This window comes from Streptomyces sp. NPDC090106, from assembly GCF_044747265.1.
In the GTDB taxonomy this organism is placed as follows: domain Bacteria; phylum Actinomycetota; class Actinomycetes; order Streptomycetales; family Streptomycetaceae; genus Streptomyces.
Map to the genome: position 1 here is coordinate 38,228 of NZ_JBIVDS010000014.1, position 25,657 is coordinate 63,884.

The 25,657-nt window shown below is 70.5% G+C and carries 31 protein-coding genes and 1 pseudogene; 20 read left to right on the forward strand and 12 right to left on the reverse strand.

The features are described 5' to 3' along the window. Positions 1–227: 227 nt before the first annotated feature. From ACIPSE_RS36240 to ACIPSE_RS36250, 3 genes are all read left to right on the forward strand, one after another. Complete coding sequence (locus ACIPSE_RS36240) at positions 228–368, forward strand: hypothetical protein (RefSeq protein ID WP_401671396.1); 141 nt, start codon at positions 228–230, stop codon at positions 366–368. Positions 369–415: 47 nt separating this feature from the next. Beyond that, a complete protein-coding gene (locus tag ACIPSE_RS36245) occupies positions 416–553 on the forward strand; it encodes a hypothetical protein (RefSeq protein ID WP_401671398.1) in 138 nt (45 codons plus the stop codon). An 89-nt stretch (positions 554–642) separates the two neighbouring features. Continuing rightward, positions 643–2,418 carry an ABC transporter ATP-binding protein gene (locus tag ACIPSE_RS36250; protein WP_401671400.1) on the forward strand — a complete coding sequence of 592 codons (1,776 nt, stop codon included), beginning with the start codon at positions 643–645 and terminating at the stop codon, positions 2,416–2,418. Here ACIPSE_RS36250 and ACIPSE_RS36255 read toward each other — a convergent pair. The 8 genes and pseudogenes from ACIPSE_RS36255 to ACIPSE_RS36290 form a co-directional block, all read right to left on the reverse strand. Beyond that, positions 2,364–3,104, reverse strand: coding sequence for a response regulator transcription factor (locus ACIPSE_RS36255; protein ID WP_401671402.1), 741 nt, complete (start codon positions 3,102–3,104; stop codon positions 2,364–2,366). The genes ACIPSE_RS36250 and ACIPSE_RS36255 overlap by 55 nt on opposite strands. Positions 3,105–3,203: 99 nt before the next feature. Further along, positions 3,204–4,169: pseudogene (locus tag ACIPSE_RS36260) on the reverse strand (pectinesterase family protein); the annotation flags it as partial. 237 nt (positions 4,170–4,406) lie between these two features. Further along, positions 4,407–5,855, reverse strand: coding sequence for a sensor histidine kinase (locus tag ACIPSE_RS36265; protein ID WP_401671405.1), 1,449 nt, complete (start codon positions 5,853–5,855; stop codon positions 4,407–4,409). Next, entirely contained in the window at positions 5,852–6,589 is a 738-nt protein-coding gene (locus ACIPSE_RS36270) for a response regulator transcription factor (protein ID WP_401671407.1), read from the reverse strand. Before ACIPSE_RS36270 ends, ACIPSE_RS36265 begins: the two co-directional genes overlap by 4 nt. 94 nt (positions 6,590–6,683) lie before the next feature. Continuing rightward, entirely contained in the window at positions 6,684–6,857 is a 174-nt protein-coding gene (locus ACIPSE_RS36275) for a hypothetical protein (protein WP_401671409.1), read from the reverse strand. Positions 6,858–6,890: 33 nt separating this feature from the next. Further along, the gene (locus ACIPSE_RS36280; protein WP_401671411.1) at positions 6,891–8,006 is read right to left on the reverse strand and encodes a S1C family serine protease; all 1,116 of its coding nucleotides are present in this window, start codon (positions 8,004–8,006) and stop codon (positions 6,891–6,893) included. A gap of 175 nt (positions 8,007–8,181) precedes the next feature. Then, entirely contained in the window at positions 8,182–9,204 is a 1,023-nt protein-coding gene (locus tag ACIPSE_RS36285) for a LacI family DNA-binding transcriptional regulator (RefSeq protein ID WP_401671413.1), read from the reverse strand. A 75-nt stretch (positions 9,205–9,279) separates the two neighbouring features. Continuing rightward, complete coding sequence (locus ACIPSE_RS36290; RefSeq protein ID WP_401671416.1) at positions 9,280–10,059, reverse strand: winged-helix domain-containing protein; 780 nt, start codon at positions 10,057–10,059, stop codon at positions 9,280–9,282. A 181-nt stretch (positions 10,060–10,240) separates the two neighbouring features. Here ACIPSE_RS36290 and ACIPSE_RS36295 point away from each other — a divergent pair, with 181 nt between their 5' ends. The 8 genes from ACIPSE_RS36295 (at position 10,241) to ACIPSE_RS36330 (ending at position 15,339) form a co-directional block, all read left to right on the forward strand. After that, a complete protein-coding gene (locus tag ACIPSE_RS36295) occupies positions 10,241–11,143 on the forward strand; it encodes an alpha/beta hydrolase (protein WP_401671418.1) in 903 nt (300 codons plus the stop codon). 42 nt (positions 11,144–11,185) lie between these two features. Then, positions 11,186–11,440 carry a MoaD/ThiS family protein gene (locus tag ACIPSE_RS36300; RefSeq protein WP_401671420.1) on the forward strand — a complete coding sequence of 85 codons (255 nt, stop codon included), beginning with the start codon at positions 11,186–11,188 and terminating at the stop codon, positions 11,438–11,440. Positions 11,441–11,442: 2 nt separating this feature from the next. Further along, complete coding sequence (locus ACIPSE_RS36305; RefSeq protein ID WP_401671423.1) at positions 11,443–12,525, forward strand: hypothetical protein; 1,083 nt, start codon at positions 11,443–11,445, stop codon at positions 12,523–12,525. A 124-nt stretch (positions 12,526–12,649) separates the two neighbouring features. Continuing rightward, positions 12,650–13,345: a DUF2993 domain-containing protein gene (locus ACIPSE_RS36310; RefSeq protein WP_401671426.1), complete on the forward strand. Its 696-nt coding sequence runs from the start codon at positions 12,650–12,652 to the stop codon at positions 13,343–13,345. A gap of 198 nt (positions 13,346–13,543) precedes the next feature. Then, positions 13,544–13,651: a putative leader peptide gene (locus ACIPSE_RS36315; RefSeq protein WP_401671428.1), complete on the forward strand. Its 108-nt coding sequence runs from the start codon at positions 13,544–13,546 to the stop codon at positions 13,649–13,651. Positions 13,652–13,786: 135 nt separating this feature from the next. After that, on the forward strand, positions 13,787–14,626 hold the full coding sequence (locus ACIPSE_RS36320; protein ID WP_401671431.1) for a sulfurtransferase: 840 nt from the start codon (positions 13,787–13,789) through the stop codon (positions 14,624–14,626). Between the two features lie 66 nt (positions 14,627–14,692). Next, positions 14,693–14,983: a DUF1416 domain-containing protein gene (locus tag ACIPSE_RS36325; RefSeq protein WP_401671434.1), complete on the forward strand. Its 291-nt coding sequence runs from the start codon at positions 14,693–14,695 to the stop codon at positions 14,981–14,983. Positions 14,984–15,078: 95 nt separating this feature from the next. Further along, a complete protein-coding gene (locus ACIPSE_RS36330; RefSeq protein ID WP_401671437.1) occupies positions 15,079–15,339 on the forward strand; it encodes a DUF3099 domain-containing protein in 261 nt (86 codons plus the stop codon). A 21-nt stretch (positions 15,340–15,360) separates the two neighbouring features. Here the strand turns inward: ACIPSE_RS36330 and ACIPSE_RS36335 are convergent, their stop codons facing one another. Further along, complete coding sequence (locus ACIPSE_RS36335) at positions 15,361–15,723, reverse strand: DsrE family protein (RefSeq protein WP_401671440.1); 363 nt, start codon at positions 15,721–15,723, stop codon at positions 15,361–15,363. Between the two features lie 151 nt (positions 15,724–15,874). On the opposite strand from ACIPSE_RS36335, the gene ACIPSE_RS36340 reads away from it, so the two are divergent. From ACIPSE_RS36340 to ACIPSE_RS36365, 6 genes are all read left to right on the forward strand, one after another. Further along, positions 15,875–16,591 carry a hypothetical protein gene (locus ACIPSE_RS36340; RefSeq protein WP_401671442.1) on the forward strand — a complete coding sequence of 239 codons (717 nt, stop codon included), beginning with the start codon at positions 15,875–15,877 and terminating at the stop codon, positions 16,589–16,591. After that, positions 16,588–17,508 carry a hypothetical protein gene (locus ACIPSE_RS36345; protein ID WP_401671445.1) on the forward strand — a complete coding sequence of 307 codons (921 nt, stop codon included), beginning with the start codon at positions 16,588–16,590 and terminating at the stop codon, positions 17,506–17,508. The genes ACIPSE_RS36340 and ACIPSE_RS36345 overlap by 4 nt, the downstream gene beginning before the upstream one ends. Then, entirely contained in the window at positions 17,505–18,449 is a 945-nt protein-coding gene (locus ACIPSE_RS36350) for a hypothetical protein (protein ID WP_401671448.1), read from the forward strand. The genes ACIPSE_RS36345 and ACIPSE_RS36350 overlap by 4 nt, the downstream gene beginning before the upstream one ends. A gap of 233 nt (positions 18,450–18,682) precedes the next feature. Next, positions 18,683–19,258, forward strand: coding sequence for an FABP family protein (locus ACIPSE_RS36355; protein ID WP_401671450.1), 576 nt, complete (start codon positions 18,683–18,685; stop codon positions 19,256–19,258). Between the two features lie 16 nt (positions 19,259–19,274). After that, positions 19,275–19,712 carry a Fur family transcriptional regulator gene (locus tag ACIPSE_RS36360; protein WP_401671452.1) on the forward strand — a complete coding sequence of 146 codons (438 nt, stop codon included), beginning with the start codon at positions 19,275–19,277 and terminating at the stop codon, positions 19,710–19,712. A 9-nt stretch (positions 19,713–19,721) separates the two neighbouring features. Continuing rightward, the gene (locus ACIPSE_RS36365) at positions 19,722–20,687 is read left to right on the forward strand and encodes a YgfZ/GcvT domain-containing protein (protein ID WP_401671455.1); all 966 of its coding nucleotides are present in this window, start codon (positions 19,722–19,724) and stop codon (positions 20,685–20,687) included. A gap of 18 nt (positions 20,688–20,705) precedes the next feature. Here the strand turns inward: ACIPSE_RS36365 and ACIPSE_RS36370 are convergent, their stop codons facing one another. Together ACIPSE_RS36370 and dtd are read right to left on the reverse strand one after the other, a co-directional pair. After that, positions 20,706–20,981, reverse strand: a complete 276-nt coding sequence (locus ACIPSE_RS36370; protein ID WP_401671457.1) for a hypothetical protein — start codon at positions 20,979–20,981, stop codon at positions 20,706–20,708. A 438-nt stretch (positions 20,982–21,419) separates the two neighbouring features. Then, a complete protein-coding gene (gene dtd, locus ACIPSE_RS36375; protein WP_401671459.1) occupies positions 21,420–21,845 on the reverse strand; it encodes a D-aminoacyl-tRNA deacylase in 426 nt (141 codons plus the stop codon). A gap of 244 nt (positions 21,846–22,089) precedes the next feature. Here dtd and ACIPSE_RS36380 point away from each other — a divergent pair, with 244 nt between their 5' ends. Together ACIPSE_RS36380 and ACIPSE_RS36385 are read left to right on the forward strand one after the other, a co-directional pair. Continuing rightward, on the forward strand, positions 22,090–22,647 hold the full coding sequence (locus ACIPSE_RS36380; RefSeq protein WP_401671462.1) for an aerial mycelium formation protein: 558 nt from the start codon (positions 22,090–22,092) through the stop codon (positions 22,645–22,647). Between the two features lie 182 nt (positions 22,648–22,829). Then, on the forward strand, positions 22,830–24,122 hold the full coding sequence (locus ACIPSE_RS36385; protein ID WP_401671464.1) for a GNAT family N-acetyltransferase: 1,293 nt from the start codon (positions 22,830–22,832) through the stop codon (positions 24,120–24,122). Positions 24,123–24,370: 248 nt separating this feature from the next. On the opposite strand, the gene ACIPSE_RS36390 is transcribed toward ACIPSE_RS36385, so the two are convergent. Then, positions 24,371–24,553: a hypothetical protein gene (locus tag ACIPSE_RS36390; RefSeq protein WP_401671467.1), complete on the reverse strand. Its 183-nt coding sequence runs from the start codon at positions 24,551–24,553 to the stop codon at positions 24,371–24,373. 163 nt (positions 24,554–24,716) lie between these two features. Here ACIPSE_RS36390 and ACIPSE_RS36395 point away from each other — a divergent pair, with 163 nt between their 5' ends. Continuing rightward, the gene (locus tag ACIPSE_RS36395) at positions 24,717–25,625 is read left to right on the forward strand and encodes a winged helix-turn-helix domain-containing protein (protein ID WP_401671469.1); all 909 of its coding nucleotides are present in this window, start codon (positions 24,717–24,719) and stop codon (positions 25,623–25,625) included. Positions 25,626–25,657 lie beyond the last annotated feature (32 nt).

Consider the following 25,657-nt stretch of genomic DNA (forward strand, 5'->3'; position numbering starts at 1 on the left):
CACCCCGCTCGCCGGCCGAGGCGGTCACGTCACCCAGACGTGGCCGCCTCTTCGCGTATTAAAACCTGTGTGAAGCGCGGTTTGGTTCCTGACGGCGACTGAAAATTCATTTCAGGTTGAATTCATCGAGGTCTCAGTGGAATTGGTAATTTGCACTCCGGGGCTCCCGTAATGTTTTCCATGTCGAAAGCGAACGGCGCGGACGACGACAACTCGGAGGGAACACCATGAGCTTCCACAAGATCACCCCGGTCAAGAAGAAGAACACCAAGGCCGCCCCGGCTCCGCAGCAGGCCGCCAAGCGCCAGCCCGCGAAGCAGCAGGCCGCCAAGAAGCAGCAGCGCCGCCCGGTATCCCATAAGGGCTGAAATAAGCCGCAGCTAATCAATACCTGATAACCCGAAAGGAATTCCCCATGAGCTTCCACAAGGTCGCCCCCGTCAAGAAGAACAACAAGCCCGCCCCGGCGCAGAAGCAGGCCGCCCGGCAGCAGCCCGCGAAGAAGGCCGCCGCCACGTCGCAGCGCCGCCCGGTCGGCAACAAGAACTGCTGACGCCCGTCACGAGGCGGGGTCACCGTTGCGAACGGTGACCCCGCCTCGGGCATGTCCATGAACAAAAGAGCCCGGGAGAGGGAGGGACGATGAGAGAGGTCCGGGAGGCCTTCAGCCGCTTCTGGCCGCTGACCCGCGGCGACCGCAGATGGCTGGTGGCGATCGTCGGCTGTGTGGTCGTGGCCGCGCTGGCGGAGACCGCCTCGATCCTGCTGTTCGCGGAACTCACCGACAACGCCCTGGAGGCCGGGTCGCTCGCCGCGTTCTGGGGCCCCGCCGGCGCCTGGCTCGCCGTCGCCGCGCTCGGCGCGTCCGTCGGCTACCTCGGCAACTCCCTAGCCACCTGGACCGCCGAGAGATTCGTCCTGCGGCTGCGCGCCAAGGTGTTCCGGCACGTCCAGGACCTCCCCCCGCACTTCTTCCAGCAGCACCGCCAGGGCGACCTGGTCGAGCGGCTCACCGGTGACGTCGAGGCCATCGAGCAGATGGTCGTCTCCGGAGTCGTCGGCACCGCCTCCGCCGCGTTCTCGGCCGTCTTCTACTCCGCCGCCGCGCTGTGGCTGCGCTGGGACCTCGCGCTCGCCACCTTCGTCCTCGCCCCCCTCTTCCTCCTCGCCGCCCGCCGCTTCGCGGGCCGCATCAAGGAGGCGGCCACCGACGAGCGGGTCGCCGACGGCGCCATCACCTCCGTCGTCGAGGAGTCCCTCGGCAACGTCGTCCTCACCCAGGCCTACAACCGGCGCGGCGACGAGGAGAAGCGCCTGGACCGCGAGGCCCGCGCCTGGATGCGGGCCAGCGTCCGCGGCGCCCGGCTCAGCGAGATGTACGAGCAGTTCGTCGAGGTCGTCGAGACGTTCTGCGTCCTGGCCGTCATCGGGCTCGGCGTGTGGGAGATCTCCGCCGACCGGATGACCCTCGGGCAGCTCCTCGCCTTCGCCGCGTTCATCGGCTACCTCTACCCGCCGGTCCGCAACCTCGGCCAGCTCGGCCTCACCCTCACCGCCGCCACCGCGGGCGCCCACCGCCTCAACGAGATCCTCGACGCGGAACCCGCCGTCACCGACCCCGCCGACCCGGTGCGCGCCTGGCCGGTCCGCGGCTGGGTCAGCGTGCACGGCGCCGGATTCCGCTACCCGGGCGCCGCGCGGGACTCCCTCACCGACGTCAGCCTCACCGCCTCCCCCGGCGAGCTCGTCGTCGTCACCGGCCCGAGCGGCGCCGGCAAGTCCACCCTGGCCAAGCTGCTGCTGCGCTTCTACGACCCCTCGGCCGGCGTGCTCTGCCTCGACGGGGTGCCGCTGACCGACGTACCGCTGCACTTCCTGCGCGAGAACATCGCCCTGCTCCCGCAGGAGACGCTGATCCTGCACGGCACCGTCCGGGAGAACATCGTCTGCGGACGCCCCGGAGCCGGGGACGAGGAGATCGAGGCCGCCGCGGTAGCCGCCGCCGCCCACGACTTCGTCGCCGCACTCCCGCACGGCTACGACACCCTCATCGCCCCCGGCACCGCCGCCCTCTCCGGCGGCCAGCTCAAGCGGATCGCCATCGCCCGCGCGATGCTGCGCGCCGCGCCCGTCCTCATCCTCGACGAACCGACGGCCGGCCTGGACTCGATGGCCGCCCGCCGGGTCGTGCAGCCCCTGCGGCGGCTCATGTCCGGCCGTACGACGATCATGATCACGCACGATCTGAGCCTCGCCCCCGACGCCGACCGCATCCTCGTCGTCGACGGCGGACGCCTCGTCGAGTCGGGCACGCACCAGGAACTCCTGGCCCGCGAGGGCATCTACGCCCGGCTGGCCGGCCCCTACGACCAGGAGGCGCTCCCGGCCGCGAACCCCGCCGGGCTCCTGAGCGTGTAGCCGAGGCCCCGCACGGTCTGGATGAGCCGCGGTTCGCCGCGGCTCTCCAGCTTGCGGCGCAGGTACATGACGTACACGTCGAGGGTGTTGGAGGACGGTTCGAAGTCGAACCCCCACACCTCCTTGAGGATCTGCGGACGGCTGAGCACCTTGGCCGGGTTGCGCATCAGGTACTCCAGCAGCGAGAACTCGGTCCGGGTGAGGTCCAGCGGCCGGCCCGCCCGCGTCACGGTCCGGCTCCGCAGGTCGAGGGCCAGATCCTGGTACGCCAGCCGCTCCGCGGGCCCCGGCTGCGACGGCACCGCGGGGGCCCGCGGGCTGCGCCGCAGCAGCGCCCGCACCCGGGCGAGCAGCTCGTCGGTGTCGAAGGGCTTGGCGAGATAGTCGTCGGCGCCGTTGTCGAGGGCCACGATCCGGTCGCCGACCGCCGCCCGGCCGGTGATCATCAGGATCGGTACGGTGCAGCCGGACGCCCGGATCCGCCGGGTCGCGGCGAGCCCGTCCAGCTCCGGCATCGTCACGTCCATCAGCACCAGGTCGGGCGGGTCGTCCTGGCTCTCGACCAGCCTGAGCACGCTGCGTCCGTCGCCGGCGAGCACGGTCTCGTACCCCTCGAACCGCAGCAGCAGCCCCAGTGCGTCTCTCACGGCCTCGTCGTCGTCGGCCAGCAGAATCTTCCGCGCCATCTGAACACGGTGTGACCAACGGCTGTGCCGGAGCTGGCAGGGCGCTGGGTCTGGGCTTAAGGCTGAGAGACGATCACCCACCGCCCCGCCGCCGCCGGGTCAGGAAGCCGTCGGCGTCCAGTCGCCCAGCCAGTCCGCGATCTCCTGGTCGGCGGCCTGTGCGTCGGTCAGCTGGGGCCGGTCGGCGCTCGCGGCACCCGATCCGGCACCGGTGTTCCTGTACTCGGCGAACCGGTCGTCCTTCCAGGAGAAGCCGCTCATGTCGGTCCACGGGGCCGACTTGACCGCCGCGCTCAGGCTGGTGTTGCGGACGGTGGTCTGCGGGTCGAGGGTCGTGTCGCCACCGGCGTGCCAGGGGCGGCCCAGCCAGAAGCTCGCGGCCGAGACGTCACCGCCGACCGTGGAGTTGGCGATCAGGAAGCCCTTGCGGTCGGCGGCCGTGCTGGGGGCGGTGACGTAACCGGCGGAGGTGCCGTCGTAGCGCTTCTTCAGCGTGATGACGGACTTGTCGATCACCGCGGTGGCGCGCCCGAAGATGAAGTCGACGTTGCCGATGACGTAGGAGTTGGTCATGTAGACCCGGCCCAGCTTCTCCTTCGCCGCGGTGTCCACCAGCAGTGTGTCCTGGTCGCCGCTGACGATGACCCCGTCCAGGAACACCTTGTCGGCGCTGGTGCGCAGGGCGACGGCCTGCTGGGCGATGTCGGTGTGCGCGGCCTCGTCGAAGTCGTTGGAGACGGTCAGGTTGCGCGCCTGGAAGTCGTCGCCCTCGACGGCCACGGTGGCGCTGCCGCCGGTCCCGTACGTCCCCGACCCGTCCGGCTTCTGCGTCCCCGACGCGTTGTCGTAGACGATGACGGTGTCCTTACGGCTGCTGCCGGACCCCTGGATGGTGACGTGCGGCTTGTTCGACGGAACCTTCACCAGCTCCCGGTACGTCCCCGGCTTCACCGAGATGACGACCCGCGAGGAGTTGTTCGCCGGTACGGCGTTCACGGCTGCCTGGACGGTCGTGTACTGCCCGGTGCCGTCCTGGGCGACGGTGAGGGTGGTGGCGGCGGACGCCACGGGCGCGCGCACCAGCAGGACACCGGCCGCGGTGGCGGCGAGGGGCACGGTGACCAGGAGGGCGCGTCGGCGCCGGAGCAGGTGGGGGCGGCTGATCGTCTCGGTCATGGCGGCGGCTCTTCCGTTCCGTGGTGGGGGTACGGGACGCAAGAGGGTCGCCGCGCGACACGGAAAGGTTGCCGGTCCGACTCCCGGGGCCGGTCCGACTCCCGGGGCCGGGCCGGCGGACACGGCCTAGGCCTCCGCGGTCTCCGGCGGAGCCGTGGGCGCGCCCGGCAGCCGGACCGTCGCGATCGTGCCGCCGCCGTCCGCGTGGCCGAGGGCGACCTGGCCGCCGGCCTCCTCGACCGTGCGGGCCACGATGGACAGGCCGAGACCCGAACCCGGCAGGGCGCGGGCGCTGGGGGAGCGCCAGAAGCGGTCGAAGACGTGCGGGAGTTCCTCGGCGGGGATGCCGGGGCCGTGGTCGCGCACGGTCAGCACGCCGTCCATGAGCCGGACGTCGATCGTGCCGCCCTCGGGGCTGAACTTCACCGCGTTGTCGAGGATGTTGACCACCGCACGCTCCAGGGCGGCCGGTTCGGCCCGGGTGAACCACGGCTCGACCTGCGCGTCGATCGTCAGCTCCGGCCCCCGCAGCCGGGCCCGGCGCAGCGCCGACTCGACGGTGTCCTGGAGCGACACGACCTGCACGCGCTCGCCGCGCTGGCCCTCCGACCGCGACAGCTCCTGCAGGTCACCGATCAGCGCCGCCAGTTCGGTCATCTGCGCCTTCACCGACGCGAGCAGCGCCTTGCGGTCGGCCTCCGGGATCGGCCGGCCCGTCTCCTCGCTGCGGGTGAGCAGCTCGATGTTGGTGCGCAGGGAGGTGAGCGGTGTACGGAGCTCGTGCCCGGCGTCCGCGATCAGCTGCTGCTGGAGCTCACGGGAGTTGGCCAGGGACGACGTCATCGAGTTGAAGGAACGCGACAGCCGCGCCACCTCGTCCTCGGCGTCCTCCTCGACGGGGATGCGCACGCTCAGGTCCTCGGTGCGGGCCACGTGCTCGACGGCCTCGGTGAGCTTGTCGACGGGGCGCAGTCCCGCACGGGCGACCGCGAGGCCCGCGGCTCCCGCGCCGAGCACGCCGATCCCGGAGACGAGGAGCAGGATGAGGGCGAGTTCGTTGAGGGTGGACTGGGTGTTCTTCAGCGGCATCGCGATGAGCAGGGCCGCGTCCGGGGTGCTGGACCCCTGGGCGAACAGCGGGACGGTCGCCACCCGCACGGAGGTCCCGTCGGTCGCGGTGCCGTTGCGGAAGTAGATGTGGTTGGCGACGCCCTCGGCGGCCACGTTCTTGTCGGCCCCGGTGACGTTGATCTTGCCCGTGGACTGGCTGTGCACACAGATCTGGCCGTCGGACTGGAGCACCTCGGCGTACGAGTCGTTGCGCAGGAAGCCGTTGTCGTCGTCCTGCGGGTCCTCGCTGCAGTTGTTGATCGCCTGCTGGATGGCCATCTCCTGGCCCGGACGCTGCACGACCTGCTGGAGGTTTTCGTCGACCTGGTCGTACAACTTGCCCTGCACGATGAACCAGCACGTCACCGACACCGCCGCCACCGCGAACGCGACGGCCGCCGCGACCAGCAGGGAGAGCCGGGCCCGAATGGGGAGGGTCTGGAAGCGGCGCAGGACCTTTCTCACTCCGCGCCGCCCTGGCGCAGGACGTACCCCACGCCCCGGACCGTGTGCACGAGACGCGGCTCGCCGCCGGCCTCGGTCTTGCGGCGGAGGTACATGACGTAGACGTCGAGGGAGTTGGAGGAGGGCTCGAAGTCGAAGCCCCAGACCGCCTTGAGGATCTGCTCACGGGTGAGGACCTGACGCGGGTGGGCCATGAACATCTCCAGGAGCGTGAACTCCGTGCGGGTCAGTTCGACGGGCCGCCCGGCCCGGGTGACCTCCCGGGTGGCGAGGTCCATGCGCAGGTCGGCGAAGGTCAGGGCCTCGTCCTCCTGGACGGCCCCGGCGCTCGCGGCGGCGGCGTAGGAGCTGCGCCGCAGCAGGGCACGGACCCGGGCGAACAGCTCGTCCAGCTCGAAGGGCTTGACCAGGTAGTCGTCGGCGCCCGCGTCGAGCCCGGTGACCCGGTCGCCCACGGTGTCCCGTGCCGTCAGCATGAGGATCGGCGTGGTGGTGCCCGCGCCGCGCATCCGGCGGGCGGCGGTCAGGCCGTCCATGCGGGGCATCTGGATGTCGAGGACGACGAGGTCGGGCTGGTACGCCGTGGCCTTCTCCAGGGCGTCCGCGCCGTCGACCGCCACCTCCGTGTCGTACCCCTCGAACGCGAGGCTGCGCTGGAGGGCTTCACGCACCGCGGGCTCGTCGTCGACGATCAGGATGCGCTGGGGGTCACGGTCACCATCGGCGGGGCTCATCGCTCGCTGTTCCTCGGGGTGCGGTGGGTCGTGGGCGCCTTCAGCGTCGCACGTTTCCGGGTTGTCGGGTCAAACCAGGGGCAGAACCGGCGGATCAGGCACGCACCGGGCGCCGGCGGGCCGTCGAGCGGCGGGAGGCCGCCCGGGTGGAGACCTCGGGGGCGCGGACCGGGGCGGCGGGAGCGTTCAGCTCGTACGCCACGGCGAGGGCCAGGCCGAGGTCGGCCGGGCCGGTGGAGGCCACCTGGTGGGAAACCTGCTGGATCATGACGTGCTCCTTACGGGACGGGCCGGGCGCCGGTCAGTTGCTGGTGCCGCCGGCCCGCAGGGTCGACAGGTCGGACTTGACGGTGTTGATCGGGATCGCGAAGCCGAGGCCCACGCTGCCCGCGTCGGACGAGGAGGAGCTCGAACTGGCGGAGTACATCGCGGAGTTGATGCCGATGATGTTGCCGTTCATGTCGATCAGGGCGCCGCCGGAGTTGCCGGGGTTCAGGGAGGCGTCGGTCTGGAGGGCCTTGTAGGTCGTCGTGGAGGAGCCGGTGTCGCCGTTGAACTCCTGGCCGCCGAACTGGAAGGGCCACTGGCCGTTGCCGCCGCCCTGGCTGTCCTGGCCCTGGCTCTGGCTCTGGCTCTCGTCGGTCGAGACGGTGACGTCACGGTCGAGCGCGGAGACGATGCCGCTGGTGACGGTGCCGGTGAGGCCCTCGGGGGAGCCGATCGCGACGACCTCGTCGCCGACCTGGACGCCGTCGGAGTCGCCGAGGGTCGCGGCGGTGAGGCCGGAGGCGTTCTCCAGCTTGATCAGGGCGAGGTCCTTGGAGGCGTCGGTGCCGACGACCTGGGCGGTGTACTCCTTGCCGTCGCTCAGGGAGACCTTGATCGAAGTGGCGCCGGAGATGACGTGGTTGTTGGTGATGATCTCGCCGTCGCTGGTGATGATCACGCCGGAGCCGGTCGAGGACCCGTTGCTGAGGGTCGCGTTGATCTCGACGATGCTCGGGCTGACCGCCTTGGCGACCCCGGAGACCGTGCCCTTGTCGGCGGAGGCCACCACGTTGGTGCTGGTGCTGCTGGAGGTGACGGTGTCGCTGCCGGTCAGCTCCTGGATGCCGTACGCGGTGCCGCCGCCGATGGCCGCGGCGACGATCGCGACGGCCGCCAGCAGGGCGACGGGACCGCGGGTGCGCTTCTTGGGAGCGGGCGCGGGCTCCGCCGGGAGGGCGGTGAGAAGAGCGGTGCCGCCGCCGTGGCCGCCGTCACCGTCGTACGCGGCGTGCGTCACCGGCTGCGCGGGCGGCTGCGCCGGCGGGGCGGGCCACTGCGGGTCCACGGGGGAGGAGGCGTGCTGCTGGGCGCCCTGGTAGGGGTTGGCGTACTGCTCGTACTCGCCGTCGCGGCGGAAGCTCTCGGTCATGGAAAAGAGCTTGTCCCTCGACCATGAGAGCTCCCTGAGTGCCCGCTGAGAACGCCGCCAGAACCTTGTTTGCCCGATATAAAGCCGGATCAGGGCGAGCGCGGACCGCTCTCAGACAAGCCTCATGGAGCGTCGCGGACGGCGGGCCGGCGACGCGGCAGCGCCTCCGCGGTGCTCACTCGCAGCCGCAGGACCGCCGCACCACCAGCCGCGACGGAAACACCTTCAGCCGTTCCCGCCGCGTCCCCGCGACCCGCAGCCCGTCGTCCAGGACGAGATCCACCGCGGCCCGGGCCATGGCGGGCCGGTCGGAGGCGATCGTGGTCATCGGCGGGTCCGTGAGCGCCGCTTCCTTGATGTCGTCGAAGCCGATCACGGCCAGCTCCCCGGGCACGTCGATGCGCAGTTCGCGCGCCGCGCGCAGCAGACCGACCGCCTGGTCGTCGGTGGAGCAGAAGAACGCGGTCGGCCGGTCGGGACCGGAGAGGACGTCCAGGGCCACCTTGTAGGCGTCGTAGCGGTTGTACGGTGCCTCGAAGAGGCGGCCCGCGGTCGGGATGCCGGCCTCGTCCATGGCCCGCCGCCAGCCCTCGACGTGGTCGGAGACGGGGTCGCCGACGGACGGGGTCTCGGCGGTGCCGCCCATGCACGCGACGAACGCGTGCCCGTGCTCCAGCAGGTGCTTGACGGCGGCCTCGGCGCCGCCGAGGTCGTCCGTGACGACGGCGACGTCGTCGATGGCCTCGGGGCGTTCGTGCAGCAGCACGACCCGGGCGTCCCAGGCCTCTATCTCGGCGGCGGCGAGATCGTTCAGGGCGTGGCTCACGAGGATCAGTCCGGAGACCCGCATGCCGAGGAAGGCGCGCAGATAGTGGACCTCGCGCTCGGCGACGTAGTCCGTGTTGCCGACGAGCACCATCTTCCCGCGCTCGGAGGCGGCCTGTTCGACCGCGTGCGCCATCTCGCCGAAGAACGGCTGACGGGCGTCGGGGATGATCAGACCTATGAGATCGGTCCGCCGCGAGGCCATCGCCTGCGCGACCCGGTCGGGCCGGTACCCCAGTTCCTTGATCGCGGCGAGAACGCGCTCGCGCGTGGCCGGGGCGACCGGCCGGGGTCCGTTGTTGATGACATAACTGACGACGGCGGTGGATGTTCCCGCCAGCCGCGCCACATCATCTCTAGTCACCTTGGCCACGCGCGGAGTCTACGCGGATGGACCCGCTCTGGGCAGGGCGTGAGGGAGCCTCCCTGCGCCCTGCCCGAGCGTGTGCTAGGCGTCCGCGTCGACCCGTGCGCCGTCGAGCGCGGCCGACTCGTCCGCATCCTCCGTGTTTGCTCGGGCGCTCCTGGCCTTCGCGTCGTCCGTGGCCCGCTCGCCCTTCTCGGGCGTAACGAATCGATAACCGACGTTCCGGACGGTTCCGATGAGCGACTCGTGCTCGGGGCCGAGCTTGGCCCGCAGCCGTCGTACGTGCACGTCGACCGTGCGGGTGCCGCCGAAGTAGTCGTATCCCCAGACCTCCTGGAGCAGCTGGGCGCGGGTGAAGACGCGGCCCGGGTGCTGGGCGAGGTATTTGAGGAGTTCGAACTCCTTGAAGGTCAGGTCCAGGACCCGGCCCTTGAGCTTGGCGCTGTACGTGGCCTCGTCGACGGACAGGTCGCCGTTGCGGATCTCCATGGGGGAGTCGTCGTTGACGATCTGCTGCCGGCCCATGGCGAGCCGGAGGCGGGCCTCGACCTCGGCGGGGCCGGCGGTGTCGAGAAGTACGTCGTCGATGCCCCAGTCGGCGGTGACGGCGGCGAGGCCGCCCTCGGTGACGACGAGGATGAGCGGACAGCCCGGTCCCGTCGAGCGCAGCAGCTGACACAGGCTGCGCACCTGGGGCAGATCGCGGCGGCCGTCGATGAGGATGACATCGGCGCCCGGGGTGTCGACCAGTGCCGGGCCCTCGGCGGGGGCCACACGCACGTTGTGCAGGAGCAGGCCGAGCGCGGGCAGCACCTCCGTCGACGGCTGGAGGGCATTGGTCAGGAGCAGCAGAGAACTCATTTGTCTGGTTCCTCCTCGGTCCCTGCGAGGACGTGTGCGGTGCGGCACTGCGCTGTGCTCTCCGAGGCCCTGTATACCCGCGGTCACCTGAGGTTTCCCGTTTCGTATACAACGCTTCCGAAAGCACAAAAGGACCCGGGGGCTACATCGCCCGAGTCCTCTGCCCAGCAGAATAGCCCACATGAGCAACGGTCCGGCAGGTCATGTGGTGCGATCCACGGACAGTCCGTATGGCGAGACGATCAAAAGCCCCCCTTTGCGGACGCTTCTGACCACGGAGGACGGGATCACGATCGATTCCGTATACGAACCGCCGGCGGTCGTATACGACGGCTCCCGGACACCCGCCCGTGACCTGGTGTTCGTGATCGCCCATGGATTCACCGGCGATCTGGACCGACCGCATGTTCGACGGGTGGCGGAGGCGTTCGCGCAGTACGGGGCCGTGGTCACTTTCTCCTTCCGCGGGCACGGCGCCTCCGGCGGGCGCTCGACGGTCGGCGACCGCGAGGTGCTGGATCTGGCCGCCGCCGTGGCGTGGGCCCGCTCGCTCGGGCACGCGCGCGTGGTGACCGTCGGCTTCTCCATGGGCGGCTCCGTGGTGCTGCGGCACGCGGCGCTCCATCCGCCGGAGCACGAGGGGCGCACGGAAGCGCACACGGCGGCGCGTACGGACGGGGAATCGCACACGGATGCGCACACGGACGCGGTCGTCTCGGTGAGCGCGCCCGCCCGCTGGTACTACCGGGGCACCGCCCCCATGCGGAGGCTCCACTGGCTGGTGACCCGCCCCGCGGGCCGGCTCGTCGGCCGCTACGGTTTCCGCACCCGTATCGACCGCCAGGAGTGGGACCCGGTCCCGCTCTCACCGGTCGAGGCCGTCCCGGGGATCGCCCCCGTCCCGCTGCTCATCGTCCACGGCGACCGCGACGGCTACTTCCCCTTGGACCACCCCCGCATGCTGGCCGCTGCGGCCGGCGGCCACGCCGACCTGTGGCTGGAGCCCATGGGCCACGCCGAGCACGCGGTCTCCGCGGAACTGCTGGCCCGCATCGGGGACTGGGCTGTCACAGCGGGCGGCTAGCCTGGGGCGGCAACTGATACGGACCGACAGAGGAAGCAGCGGATGCCAAAGGTCACGGTGCGCTACTGGGCCGCCGCGAAGGCCGCGGCCGGGATCGCCGAGGAGGCGTTCGACGCCGAGACGCTCGCCGACGCGCTCGACGCGGTGCGCGGGCGACACCCCGGCGAACTCCCGCGCGTGCTGCTGCGATGCTCCTTCCTCGTCGACGGTGATCCCGTGGGCACCCGCGGGCATGAGACGGTACGGCTGGCCGACGGCGGCACGGTCGAGGTGCTCCCGCCGTTCGCAGGAGGGTGACGATGAGCAACCAGCCGTACGAGGGTCAGCAGTACCAGCAGGGGTACGACCCGTACTGGCAGCAGGCGTACGAGGATCCGCACGCCGACGGGCAGCACACCCAGCAGTGGCAGGGCCAGACCTGGGAGACCCAGGTGCACCAGGCGCCCGTGCCCCCGGTGTCCCCCGCCGAGACGGCGTATCTCCCGCCGCAGACCTATGAGCCGGCGCCACCGGCCCCGGCGTACCGGGCGGAGCAGCCCCAGCCGCAGCCCCAGCCGTACGCGCAGGCGCCGCAGCCCGCCGCCCCCGACGGCGGTGACTACGGTCCCGCCACGCTCGGCGGCAACACCCGGGTCACCGACGCCCAGCGCGCCCGCGCCGAGGGCCGCTCCCCGGTCATCGAACCCGGCATGCAGCCCGCCGCGCTCACCGCGCTGCTCGGCCTGCTCCTGTCGGGCGCGGCGGCCGTCGGGTCGTACGCCCTGCTCGTGCCGCTGGTGGCGCTCCAGGCGGTGACCGCGGCGGGCTGGTTCCGGCTGAACGGCATGTGGCCCGCCCGCCAGGGCATCGCGCTGGCGTTCCTCGGGGCGCTCGTCGCGGACGCCGCGCTGCTCGTCGCCGACCGGGCGCCCTCGGCGATCCTCGGCACGCTCGGCGTGTGGGTGCTGCTCTGCCTGGTCCTCCAGCTGCGTTCGCACGCCGACCCGGACGAGCGGATGTACGGCCTGATGGCCACCGTCACCTCCTCGGCGCTGGCGATCGTCGCCGCCGGGTACCTCGCGGCCGACGCGGACGCGGTGACGGTCGGCGCGGCCGGGGTCGCGGTCGCCGTGCTGGCGCGCGCGCTGCCGCTGCCGACGCCGGCCTCCGTCGTCGTCTCCCTGCTCGCCGCCGCGGGCGCGGGCATCGCGGTGGGCGGTATGACCGGGATCGGCTCCGAGGGCGCGCTGCTGGGCGCGGGCGCGGGTGTGTGCGCGCTGATCGGCCACCGGGTCGCGAGCTACGACTACCCGTCCCGGTTCGTGCACTTCACGGCGGGCGTGGCCCTGCCGCTGGCCGCCGCGGCCCCCGCGGTCTACGTGCTGGGCCGGGCGCTGGGCTGAGCGGGCCGGCGGGCCCGACTCCCGGGTCCCTCCTGTCACAGGTGATCTACAAAGCGCCGGGGGCCCTGGTCCCCGGCGCTACGGTGAAACCACGTAGACCGCCTAGGTGGGGGAAGACCGAAGAATGCGCGCACTGCGAATACTTCTGATCGTCGTCGTCGTTCTGGGCGGCCTCTTCGTGATCGCGGACCGGGTCGCGGTGTACTTCGCCGAGGGCGAGGTCGCGGACAAGCTGCAGAGCAGAGAGGGTCTCGCCTCCGCGCCCGACGTCTCCATCAAGGGCTTCCCCTTCCTCACCCAGGTCGCCGCCGGGACGCTGGACGAGACCGAGATAGACATCAAGGACTACGAGGCCGACACCGGGACCGAGGGCGGGAAGATCCGGATCGACGGGATCGACGCCGTGTTCCGGTCGGTCACCTTCTCCGGCGACTACAGCTCCGCGACCGCCGCCACCGCCTCCGGCACCGCGACGATCTCCTACGCCGAGCTGCTGGACGCCATCAAGGACGACCCGGTCGACCTGCCCCTCGGCATCGACGGCAAGGTCACCAGCCTCGCCTACGGCGGCAACGGCAAGTACAAGGCCACCGTCGAGGCCGCCGGTCTCTCGGTCCCCGTGGTCGGCTCCGTCACCGTCACGGACGACACGGTGAAGCTGCACGTCGACGCGGTGGACAAGCTGGGCGGCCAGGCGCTCGACATCTCCCGGGTCAAGATCGGCGCCCTGCCCGGCGGGGTGAAGCTCGACAAGGTCGTGGCGGCGGAGAACGGCGTGGAGATCACCGTGAAGGGTTCGAACGTCCCGCTGGCGGGGTAGGACGGCCTCCGATGGACATCGGGCGTCCGAAGGGCGAGACGGGGACGTCCGCCCAGTAGCCGTGACACGGGCCCCCGAGGCCCGGAACCCGTGCGGGCACGGGGTGAGGGAAGATCCCATCCCATATTCCGGACGATCGCGTCTCAGGATGCGACACACCGGTGACATGCCCCGGTATCCGTCCTTAAGCTCGACGCCATGCAGTGCTACTCGAGTGTCCTCCGGCCACGGGGACAGGCGGATCTCACGAAGCGGCGGGCAGTGGACCTGTGCCGCGTTGCCGCCATGCTCTGTCGCACTTTCTGAGCGACGGCCCTCTGCCGTCGCGTTTCCCGACGCCTGCCTCGCGCAGCAGCCAGGGATCACCCCTGCGCGCCCCCGGCCAAGCCGCCGGAAGGCACCCCGCACACCCCGCCGCAACTGCCCCGGAGGAGAAAGAGCATGAGCCGCAGCGACGTCCTCGTAGACGCCGACTGGGTCGAGGCCAACCTCGACAACGCGAACATCGCGATCGTGGAGGTGGACGAAGACACGTCCGCCTACGAGAAGAACCACATCCGCAACGCCATCCGGATCGACTGGACCAAGGACCTCCAGGACCCGGTACGCCGTGACTTCGTCGACCAGGAGGGCTTCGAGAAGCTTCTGTCCGCGAAGGGCATCGCCAACGACACCCTGGTGATCCTCTACGGCGGCAACAACAACTGGTTCGCCTCCTACGCCTACTGGTACTTCAAGCTGTACGGCCACGACAGCGTCAAGCTGCTCGACGGCGGTCGCAAGAAGTGGGAGCTGGACGCCCGCGAGCTGGTCGAGGAGGTCCCGGAGCGGGCCGCCACCGACTACAAGGCCAAGCCGCAGAACACCGCGATCCGCGCCTTCCGCGACGACGTCGTGGCGGCCATCGGCTCGCAGAACCTGGTCGACGTGCGGTCGCCCGACGAGTTCAGCGGCAAGCTGCTCGCCCCGGCGCACCTTCCGCAGGAGCAGTCGCAGCGTCCGGGCCACGTCCCGTCCGCCCGCAACATCCCGTGGTCGAAGAACGCCAACGACGACGGCACCTTCAAGTCGGACGACGAGCTCAAGGAGCTCTACGTCGACGAGCAGGTCGACCTCGCCAAGGACACCATCGCGTACTGCCGCATCGGCGAGCGCTCGGCCCTGACCTGGTTCGTCCTGCACGAGCTGCTCGGTGTCGAGAACGTCAAGAACTACGACGGCTCCTGGACCGAGTACGGCAGCCTCGTCGGCGTCCCGATCGAGCTCGGCGCCGCCAAGTAAGACCCCGCAGTCCCGACCGACCGGCCTTCCTTCCCGGTCAGACCCCTTCTGAATCTGGAGAAAGACATGTGTGGAGCGAAGGCCGGCGGCCCCGACGCCTCGACGATCAAGCCCGGTGAGACCACGATCCAGGGTCAGGTGACCAAGGACGGCGAGCCGGTGACGGGCTACGTGCGTCTGCTGGACTCGACGGGCGAGTTCACCGCCGAGGTCCCCACCTCCGCCACGGGCCAGTTCCGCTTCTACGCGGCCGAGGGCACCTGGACCGTGCGCGCGCTGGTGCCGGGCGGGACGGCGGACCGTACGGTCGTCGTCGCGGAGAAGGGCGACCTCGCGGAGGTCGCGATCGCCGTCTGACGGCACGCCTGAACGGCGAAGGGCCGTGTCCGGGTTCCTCGGAACCCGGACACGGCCCTTCCGCCTTTCTCCGTCGTCCGTCCTACGCTGGAGACATGCTGGCGCGACGACGGCACGTCTACTTCGCCATGATGGGCACCTGCATCGGCCTGTTCGTCCTGGCCTGGGGCGTCGTACGTCTGTGGTCGGTCCCGGTCGCGGTCGGCATGTGCGTGGTCGCGATGCTGATCCCCCCGGTCGCCGCGATGGTCGCCAACCGGCGGGGCCCCGACGACCGCTGGTGGGACGACCCGTCCGGCGACCCGAAGTCCGACGAGTGGTGGGACGAACTGGACGGCAAGAAGCGCCGCCCGTAGCGCGAGCGGATCCGCCGCGGGTCAGTAGACGAGCGCCTGGGTGCCGTCCGCCATCGCCTCCTGGACGAAGACCTGGGCCCCGGCGATCCGCACCCCCTCGATCACGTCCTTCTCGGTGATGTCCCGCCGGGCGGCGCACTGCGTGCACAGCGTGAGCGTCCCCGCGGCGAGGACGGAGTCGATGAGGTCGGGGAGCGGGGCGGCGTGCGGGAGTTCGAACCCGGCGGCCCGGCCCGGCAGCGCGAACCACGCGGACTCGCCGGTCAGCCACAGCGACACCTCGACGCCGCTCGCGACGGCCACCGCCGCGACCGTGAACGCCTGAGAGCACCGCTCCGGGGCATCGGCCCCAGCAGTCACCTTGATCACGAGCTTCTTCGCCATGGCTGAATCGTAATCAACGGCGCGACAACCTCTTTCCCCACCCGTGAGTCTCCTGTGCGCGCATTCGGAATACGCGATTCACGTTCTGTGGGGGGACGTCTTGGAAGTACCAGAAACAGAGGAAAGACCGGTAGCGGAACCGGAGTTCGACTTGTCCGGTCCGCCGCCGCGCCGCCGGGGCCGTACGACGCTGCTCGTCGCCACCGCCGCCGTGCTGGGGGCCGTCGCGGGCACCTGCACCGGCTTCGTCGTCCAGGCCGGCCACGAGCCCACGGCCCTGCCACCGCTGTCGCAGCCGAGCCTTCGCCAGGCGAAGGGGGAGGTCGTACCGCTGTCCGCCGCCCAGGACCGGCAGGTCAAGGTGGACGGCGATCTGCGCGAGCTGCTGCTGAAGAAGCCGCGCGGGGCGCAGAAGGCCGACTGGCTCGCCGAGGGCGCCGACTGGATGAGCCTTGATGCCTACGCCGACGAGTACAAGAAGCCGGGCGGGGCCTTCGAGAACCTCATCGACGACCAGTTCCGCCGCGCGGCCGTCACCGGCTGGAAGAGCGGCCACCTCGCGGTGGAGATCCGGCTGGTCCAGTACCGGCAGGAGGAGTACCTCGCGGCCGCCGACGCCGCGGGCGACGGCCAGTACTGGGCGTACGAGGAGGACGACACCGACGTCTGGGTCGTCCCGGGCACCGGGGACGGGACGGCGTACGTCCACAACAAGCCCCGGACCGAGCCGGGATACATGCCGATGTACAGCGCGGAGGCACATGCCTTTCGCGGGGACATCGCGGTGGAGGTCTGGGTCTACGACACCGAGCCGATCAGCAAGAAGAGGATCATGGACCTCGCGAAGCGGCAGATGGAGCGGCTGTGACGGAGAACCAGAACGAGCCGGTCGAGCCCGAGAGCGTGCCTGAGCCCGAGGCCGAGGCCGTGTCCGAGGCCGTGTCCGAGGTCGAGCCGGAGGTCCTGCCGGAGGTCGTGCCTGGGTCTGGGCCCGCGGTCGACGGGTCCGCCGTACCCGCCGAGCAGGCCGGGAAGCCCGTCCGCCGTGCTCGTGGCCGCGGTCGTGTTCTCGCGATCGCCGGGAGCGTGCTGCTGGTCGGCGCGGTCGTGTCCGGTGTCGGGTACACGGTCGTGACCGTGGACGGCGCCGACCGGGACGCCGGTGCCCCGGTCTGGGACTTCCCGAAGGCCACGACGGACGAGAAGCGGCCCGCCGACGCCGAAGGACTGGCCGGGATGCTGGTGCCGTACGGGACCCACTACTGGAACCGGGGCCCGGACATCGCCGAGTACGGCTCCGACGTGGCACTCAGCGGCGCCGAGGCGACCGCGCTGCGCAAGAAGTCGCTGACCGGCCTGCCCCGGACACAGCGCCGGCAACTGGAGAAGCAGATCGACAGGCAGGCGACCACCGGCATGGTGATGCGCAGCTATGTCAGTACGTACGGCAGCACGGGATCGGGTGTCTCCTCGGTCGAGATCACGCTGACCCAGATGGAGCGGAGGGCCGCCGCCAAGGACATCGTGACGTCCCAGAACGCCTTCATCGACGCCCTGGACCTCTTCCGTAAAGGTCCCGAGGTCAAGGGCTTCAAGAACGCCAAGTGCTTCCTGCTGCCCAAGGACGCGGACCTGGCGCTCGACGCGATGTACTGCTCCGCCTACCAGGGAGACATCCTGATCAGCGCCACCGCCTTCGGCGTCAAGCCGTTGCCCACCGAGGAGATCGTGACACTTCTCGCCGAACAGCTCGATCGCATCGCGGAGCCGGGGGAGGCGGTATGACCGAGCAGACCAGGACCGAGACCGAGACCGAGACCAGGACCGAGCCCGAGGCCGAGACCAGCACCGAGCCCGAGATCGAGACCGAACCGGTTGTGCCGCCGGTACCCTCTGCGCCGCCCGTGGCGCCTGCGGTGCCCGCGGTGCCTCCGCCGCTCGTCGTCCCGGCCGCGCCGAGGAACCGGCGGGTGCTGCGGGCCGTACTGCGGTGGACCACCACCGTCGTCGTGTTCGCGGTCGCCGGCGTGGGCACGGCGTACGGCGTCAGCCGGATGGAGCGTACGGACGTCCCGGGGCTCGCGACCGAGTCGGACGGGCGCTGGGACTACCCGGAGCTCGTGAAGCCGCCGCTGCCCTCCGGCAGCCCGGGTCCGTTCGCCGGGTCGAACCCGGCAGGCAGCCACTACGCGGACCTGCGCGAGCTCCTGCTGCCCGCACCCGAGGGTGCGAAGACCGACAAGGCGCTGGAGGGGCAGGACGGCTGGCTGTCGACGAAGGACCTCCTGAAGGAGTACGCGCAGGACGACGACGTGGACGCTCTCCGGCACGACTTCGTCGACCAGGGGCTGCGCCATGTGGCGGCCCGCGGCTGGACCATGCCGGACGGCACCCACACGCGGATCTACCTCCTGCAGTTCGGCACCGCGGCCGTCGTGGACACGCTGTACTCCGACCGGCTCACCAACTACAACAGCCCGCAGTTCGAGGTGCGGGGGTCGGACGGGGGGTACACCCGGGACGAGCAGTTCCCCTTGGAGTCGGAACTGCCCGGCGTCGTGCGTGCTCCTTACCTCGAGGTCAAGCCGTACGGCAAGGAGCAGGTCCGCCAGGCGTACCTTTCGGCGGGGGACGTCCTCGCGCTGGTGGTGCAGTCCCGCGCGGGCGGCGCGGAGGCCACGCCCTTCTGGCAGACGGTCGTGCTCCAGGGCCAGCTGCTCCGCTGACCCCGTCGGGGCACCTCGCAGAGAACCCCGGGCCCCGGCCGACTAAGCTGGGGCCCGGATCTGGTACCGCCCACCCTCGCTCATCAAGGAGCACCCCGTGCTTGAGGTTTTCTTCGAGTCCCTGCTCGTCCTGGTCTGCGTCGGCGTCCTCGCCTTCGCCGGTCTGACGGTGAAGAAGCTGTACCAGGGCCAGCGCTGACCCCTCCCACGCGATCCAGGAACAGTAGAAGCTCATGATCGAGATCCCGTCCGACCTCCACAAGGACCTCGTCCCCCTCGTCTTCCTGCTCGGCAACTGGGCGGGCGCGGGAGTGCACGACTTCCCCGGCTCCGAGAAGTGCAACTTCGGGCAGGAGGTCTCCTTCACGCACGACGGCCGTGACTTCCTGGAGTACCGCTCGCACACGTGGGTGCTCGACAACGACGGCAACAAGGTCCGCCCCCTGGAGTCCGAGTACGGCTTCTGGCGCGTCGACGCCGACCGCAAGGTCGAGGTGACGATGGTGCGCGACGACGGCGTCGTGGAGATCTGGTACGGCGACCTGGCCAAGCAGAAGCCGCAGATCGACCTGGTCACGGACGCGGTGGCCCGTACGGCGGCCTCCGGCCCCTACAGCGGCGGCAAGCGTCTGTACGGCTATGTGAACAGCGACCTGATGTGGGTCGGCGAGAAGCAGACCCCCGAGGTCGAGCTGCGCCCCTACATGTCCGCGCACCTGAAGAAGGTCGTCACCCCGGAGGATGTCGAGCGCTGGGCCAAGGCCCTGCCCGACGACATGCCGGACGACGGGATCGCCTTCTTCAAGTAGTCCTAGACTCTTCTGTGTGGTGAGCACCGATTGGAAGAGCGACCTCAGGCAGCGCGGCTATCGACTGACGCCGCAGCGGCAACTCGTGCTGGAAGCCGTGGACACCCTTGAGCACGCGACCCCCGACGCCATCCTCACGGAAGTGAAGAAGACGGCGTCGGGGGTCAACATTTCCACGGTGTACAGGACTCTTGAGCTGCTGGAGGAGCTGGGCCTCGTCAGCCATGCCCACCTCGGGCACGGGGCGCCGACGTACCATCTCGCCGACCGCCACCACCACCTCCACCTGGTCTGCCGCGACTGCGAGAACGTGATCGAGGCGGATGTGCAGGTGGCCGCCGACTTCACCGCCAAGCTGCGCAGCGAGTTCGGCTTCGAGACGGACATGAAGCACTTCGCGATCTTCGGCCGCTGCCGCGACTGTTCATTGAAGACTTCAACTACCGAGTCGTAGGGTAGACACATGAAGAGCCCTCTGCTGTCCCTGCCCGGCGCCGTTCCCGCCGAGGGCGTGGACGAAGACGTCGCCGCCCACTACGGCGACCTGTTCCGCGAGCAGCGCGCTCTCGCCGACGGCACCGGTTTCGTGGACCTCTCCCACCGGGGCGTCATCACCGTCACCGGGGACGACCGGCTGAGCTGGCTGCACCTGCTGCTCACCCAGCACGTCAGCGAGCTGCCCGTCGGCCAGGCCACCGAGGCGCTGATCCTCTCCGCCAACGGCCACATCGAGCACGCGCTCTACCTGGTCGACGACGGCACGACCGTGTGGGCCCATGTCGAGCCCGGCACCCAGGAGGCGCTCCTCGCCTACCTGGAGTCGATGAAGTTCTTCTACCGGGTGGAGACCGCGGACCGCACCGCCGACACCGCCGTCGTCCATCTGCCCGCCGGTTCGATCGCCGAGCCCCCGCAGGGCGCGGTCGTCCGCGAGACGCCGTACGGCCGTGACCTCTTCCTGCCGCGCGCGAACCTGGAGGCGTACGCCGAGAAGGCCGGCCCCGCGGCCGGCATCCTGGCCTACGAGGCGCTGCGCGTGGAACACCACCGCCCCCGCCTCGGCTTCGAGACCGACCACCGCACCATCCCGCACGAGCTGGGCTGGATCGGCACCGCCGTCCACCTCCAGAAGGGCTGCTACCGAGGCCAGGAGACGGTCGCCCGCGTCCAGAACCTCGGCAAGCCCCCGCGCCGTCTGGTCTTCCTCCACCTCGACGGCAGCGAGGTCCACCTGCCCCCGGCCGGCACCGGCATCCGCCTCGCGGACGACGGCCCCGACGGCCGCAGGATCGGCTTCATCACCACATCCGCACGCCACCACGAACTCGGCCCGGTCGCCCTGGCCCTGATCAAGCGCAACACCCCGCCGGACGCCCCCCTGGTGGCCGACACGACAGCCGCGTCCCAGGAACTCGTGGTCGAGCCGTAGGACGGCGGGGCGCGGTCGTCACTTGGGGATGGCGATCTTGCCTGCCAGGGTGAAGCCCAGGCCGGTGATCGTCACGGCACTGCCGAGAGCTTCCAGCACCCCGGGCATCACGATGAGCACGGTGATGGCGCCGGCCAGCGCGGCGACCGCGATGATCACAGCCGTGACGGCGTTCGACATCGGAATCCGAGCGATGCCGCCGCTGTCGGCGCCGTTCGGGTGTCCAGGGTCCTGTCCTGTCGGCGGGTCGGATTGCATGCCGGCTCTCCCTTCGACGATCACATCGGTGATCACGTCAGCCCAGGTGAATGACGGGTGGAACGAGAGGCGAACTGCCTCGTCACGGCCACGCGGTGACAGCCGCATATGCCGTGATGTTCTGTGCTCCGAGAGATGCCCAGCGGCCGGGACGGCCAACACACCCCAGACGTACGGAATTTGGGGACGGAGGACGCAGGGGGCGATGCTCCCCTGCCTGCGGTACGGAAAGTACGACGCAGACGACGGGCGCCCCGCCGGGATGTTCCTCCCCGGCGGGGTCCACCGCTGTCCGGGGCCCGCTGTCACGAGCCCCGCGACTGGCTGTCCGACAACCCGAGAACCTGGCTCACCTGGGCTGACAGGGAGAAGGGTGTTCGGCTGCTGAGCGGTCATGTCGACCAATTGGACTGCCAACTCTAAGGAGTTGTCCCCAGTTGGCACCCGGTCGTAAACACCCGGTCGGGACGGCTTTCAGATCTCGACCAGGACCGTGAACGGGCCGTCGTTGGTCAGGGTCACGCGCATCTGGGCGCCGAAGCGGCCCGTGGCCACGGTGGCTCCCAGGGCGCGGAGTCGGGCCACGACCTCGTCGACGAGGGGTTCGGCCACATCGCCGGGGGCGGCGGCGTTCCAGGTGGGGCGGCGGCCCTTGCGGGCGTCGCCGTACAGGGTGAACTGGCTGATGACGAGCAGCGGTGCGTCGATGTCGCTGCACGACTTCTCGTCCTGGAGCATGCGGATCGACCAGAGTTTGCGGGCGAGTTGGGCCGCCTTCTCCTTGGTGTCCTCATGACTGACCCCGACCAGGACACACAGTCCCTCGCCGCTGATCTCCCCGACCGTCTCGCCCTCGACGACGACGCTCGCGCCGTCGACCCGCTGAACCACTGCACGCATGGCCCCCATGATGCCGTGGCGCGGCGGACGCGCGATCTCCGGGTGTCCGGGAACGCGGGGCCCGGGGCTGCGGGGACGCGGGGACCCAGACGTACGTGTGTGCGGGTGTCCGGGGGGTCGTCCAATGATCCTTCAACCGTCCATTAACCGTCCATCTGGGCCGTTCGGGGGCACTCGGTCACATAGCGGCCACCGGGGGTGGCACGATGCTTCCACACGCCGGTCGAGGGGACGGTTGAGGCACATGAGCACACCGAGTACCGGGCAACGCACGGACCGGGACGGCGGCGTACCGGGGCAGTGGTCGCCCACCGGCCCGGCCGAGCCCGACCTCGCCGTACTGAGCCTGCCCGAGCTGCGCACCCTGCGCCGGGACGCGCAGCGCGACGAGGCCGACCTCAGCTATGTCCGGCGGCTCCTCCAGGGCCGTATCGACATCCTGCGCGCGGAGCTGGCCCGCCGTTCCCCGGCGGGCGAGGGCTCCGTCGTGGACCGGCTGTCGGAGATCCTCACCGACGCCCCCGCGCGCCAGCGCTCCTCCGCCCGCCACGTCACGCTGGGCACCCCGCACAACGAGGAGTACGGGCGACTGGCCGCCGCGATGCTGGCCGAGGTCGAGCTCTCCGACCTCGCCGCCCGCACGGACACCGAACTCACCGACGCGATGGGCCGCCTCGTCCGCTACGAGCAGCAGGTCTCCCGCAGCCGCCAGAGCCTCCAGCACACGGCGGACGACTCCAGCGCGGAGATCGCGCGCCGGTACCGGGAGGGCGAGGCACAGGTGGACGACCTGCTGATGTGACCACCTCTGGCGCGGGAGCGGCAGCGGGCAATGGGTGACGGGTGACGGGTGGCCGGTGACTGGTAGCCGGTGACGGGCGGCGGGTTCGGGCCTGGCCGGGCCGGGCCGGGCGCGCGGGCGGCGGGGCCGAGGCGGGGAAAATCCCCGCGCACGCCCCCACCCCCTCTGCCTACGGTGGCTCCATGACCCGCCGCCCCGACACCGCCGTCCACCGTGACACCGCCGTCCGTCCCGACACCGTCGTCCGCCCCGTCACCGAGGCCGACCTCCCCGACTGGATCCGCGCCCTCAACACCGGCTTCCTGCGCACCCCGGCCGTCACCGCCGCCGAGGTCGCCGACCGCGCCACCTACCTCCTGGACCACCGCACCCAGGGCGCCTTCGACGACCACCGCTGCGTGGCGACGTTCCGCTCCTTCGACCAGCAGCTCACCGCCGTGGGCGGTGCCCTCGTCCCCGCGAACGCCATCTCGAACGTCACCGTCACCTCCACCCACCGGCGCCGCGGCATCCTCTCCCGGATGATGGCCGCCGACCTGGCCGCCGCGAAGGAACGCGGTGACGTCGTCGCCACGCTTATCGCCGCCGAGTACCCGATCTACGGCCGCTACGGCTTCGGCCCCGCCACCTCGACGACCGAGTGGACGATCGAGGTCCCGCGCAGCGGTCTGGACCCCCGCTGGTCCGGCCCGCAGGACGGCGGCCGGGTCGACCTCGTGGACCCCGAGGACGTGCGCAAGCTGGGCCCCGAACTCCACGAGCGCGTCCGCCGCGCCCAGCCCGGCGCGATCAGCCGCGACGACCGCTGGTGGCAGATCGCCACGGGCGCCGTACGCCTGGACCGGGACCCCTGGACGGAGCCGTTCTACGCCCTGTACCGCTCGCCGTCCGGCGAGACCGAGGGCCTCGTGGCGTACACGTGCGACTCCGAGTGGTCCGAGAAGCAGCCCGACGAGACCGCGGCCGTCAAGTGGATGATCGCCACGACCCCGGCCGCCGAACACGCCCTGTGGCGCCACCTCTGCTCGATCGACTGGGTCACGAAGGTGAAGAGCGGCTGGCGCGCCCCCGACGACCTGCTCCCCCTCTTCCTCCCCGACCCGCGCGCCGCCCGGATCACCGGCCAGGCGGACTGGTTGTGGGTACGCCTCCTGGACGTCGTCAGGGCCCTGGAGGCACGGACGTACGAGGGTGAGGGGGCGTTGGTCCTGGAGGTGACCGACCCGGCGGGTCTGGCCGGCGGACGGTACCGTCTGGAGGCGGCGGCCGACGGCCGCGGCACCTGCGCGCCGACCGACGCGAGCGCGGAACTCGCCCTGACTGTGGGCGACTTGGCGGCCCTGTGGCTGGGCGACGAGTCCGCCGTGCGGCTCGCGGCGCTGGGCCGGGTCCGGGAAGAACGAGCGGGCGCCGCCCGGTTGGCCGACGCCCTGCTGCGTACGTCCAGGCGGCCTTGGTGCCCGGACATCTTCTGAGTGCTCCTTTCGATGGCCGACAGGAACGAATCCGTAGCTGTAGCTGTAGCTGTACTGCGTGAGGTCTGACTCTTCAGTTGTGGCTGTGCACGACGAGACGATGTTCAGTTGTCGGTGTTCGGTTGCCGATGTTCAGTTGTGGCTGTGCTCGATGGAGTGCTGCTCGATGTGCTGACCGACCGGGCTCCCGGCTCCCCTCCGGAAGGGAGCCCGATCGGCCGGACTGACGACGGACTTGGGCGGTCCGGTCAGCCGGACTGGGCGAGCAGCATCACGAGGATCGCCGCTCCGATGCCGCCGACCATGGTGCTCTTTGCCTTGATGCCGACGGTGAGGAGGACGAAGGCGATGATGCCCATCGGCCCCCACTTCCACTGGACGAGCTGCTCGAACCCGATGGCGAGGGCGGCTATGGCGATGGCGAACGGCATGACGATCCCCCCTGATCCTGTGTGCCGGTCTGGCACCAACCTCTATGAAGTTTGACCATGTTGTAGAAGTTGGCGACCAACTCAAAGTTAGTTATCTCCGTTTGGAAGCGTCTCATAACCACCTTCCCTCGAACTGCCCAAAGATGGCGGGAAGTTGTAGTGTTTGGTCGTGGACCCGAAACACGCCTCCGTCAATGGGCGGGAGCGGGCACAACGGCCACAGAGATCCCATCGGGAAGTGGCCGACGAACTGCGTGCCCGCATCCGCTCCGGTGAGCTGCGTCCGGGTCAGCGCATGCCCACCCAGGCCGTGCTGGCCGACGAGTTCGGAGTGGAGCGGGGCGCCGTCCGGCAGGCCCTGCGCATTCTCCAGTCGGAGCATCTGCTCACCAACGTGTCCAAGGGAAGTCCGGCGACGGTCGCCCACGACCTCGGCAGGGCGCTGACCGGGCCGGGAGCCCCGCCCCAGCCGACGATGGTCGCGCTCGCGCCCCGGGTCGCGGCGGCCTTCGCGGCACCGCACGTCGAGATCGACGCGCTCTGTCTGACCTCGGTCTCCTTCAACCTCGCCCTCGGCGAACCGCTGCGCCAGATTCACGCCGGACGACTGAATCCGGCCAAGGTCGACGTCCGTGTCCTGCTGCCGAGCCGCGACATCGATCTCGCGTTCCCGACCCCGGTCGACGCCTCCACGGACGGTCGCCTGCAACGCCGTTGGCTCGCCCAGCGCAACGCCCAGGGGCAGGTGCTCAAGCACAATCTGCTCGCCCTGCGCGCGACGCACGGCATCGACGTGAGCGTGACCTTCCGCGCGCTGCCGTTCACTCCGCCCGTGAAGCTCTACCTGCTCAACAACACGGAGGCCCTCTTCGCGTACTACACGCTCAGCAAGCGCGAGGAGGAGATCGACCACGAGCATCTGGTGATGTACGACGCCGAGGGCACCCAGTCGACACTGTTCGCCTTCGAGCAGGGCGCCGGACTGCGGGACACGACCTTCGTCGAGCAGTCCCACCTGTGGTTCAACGCCCTGTGGGAGACGATCAGTTCGGAGCTGACGCTGACGGACTGAGCGCGCCGGGGGTGCCGAGGGCGCCGAGGGTG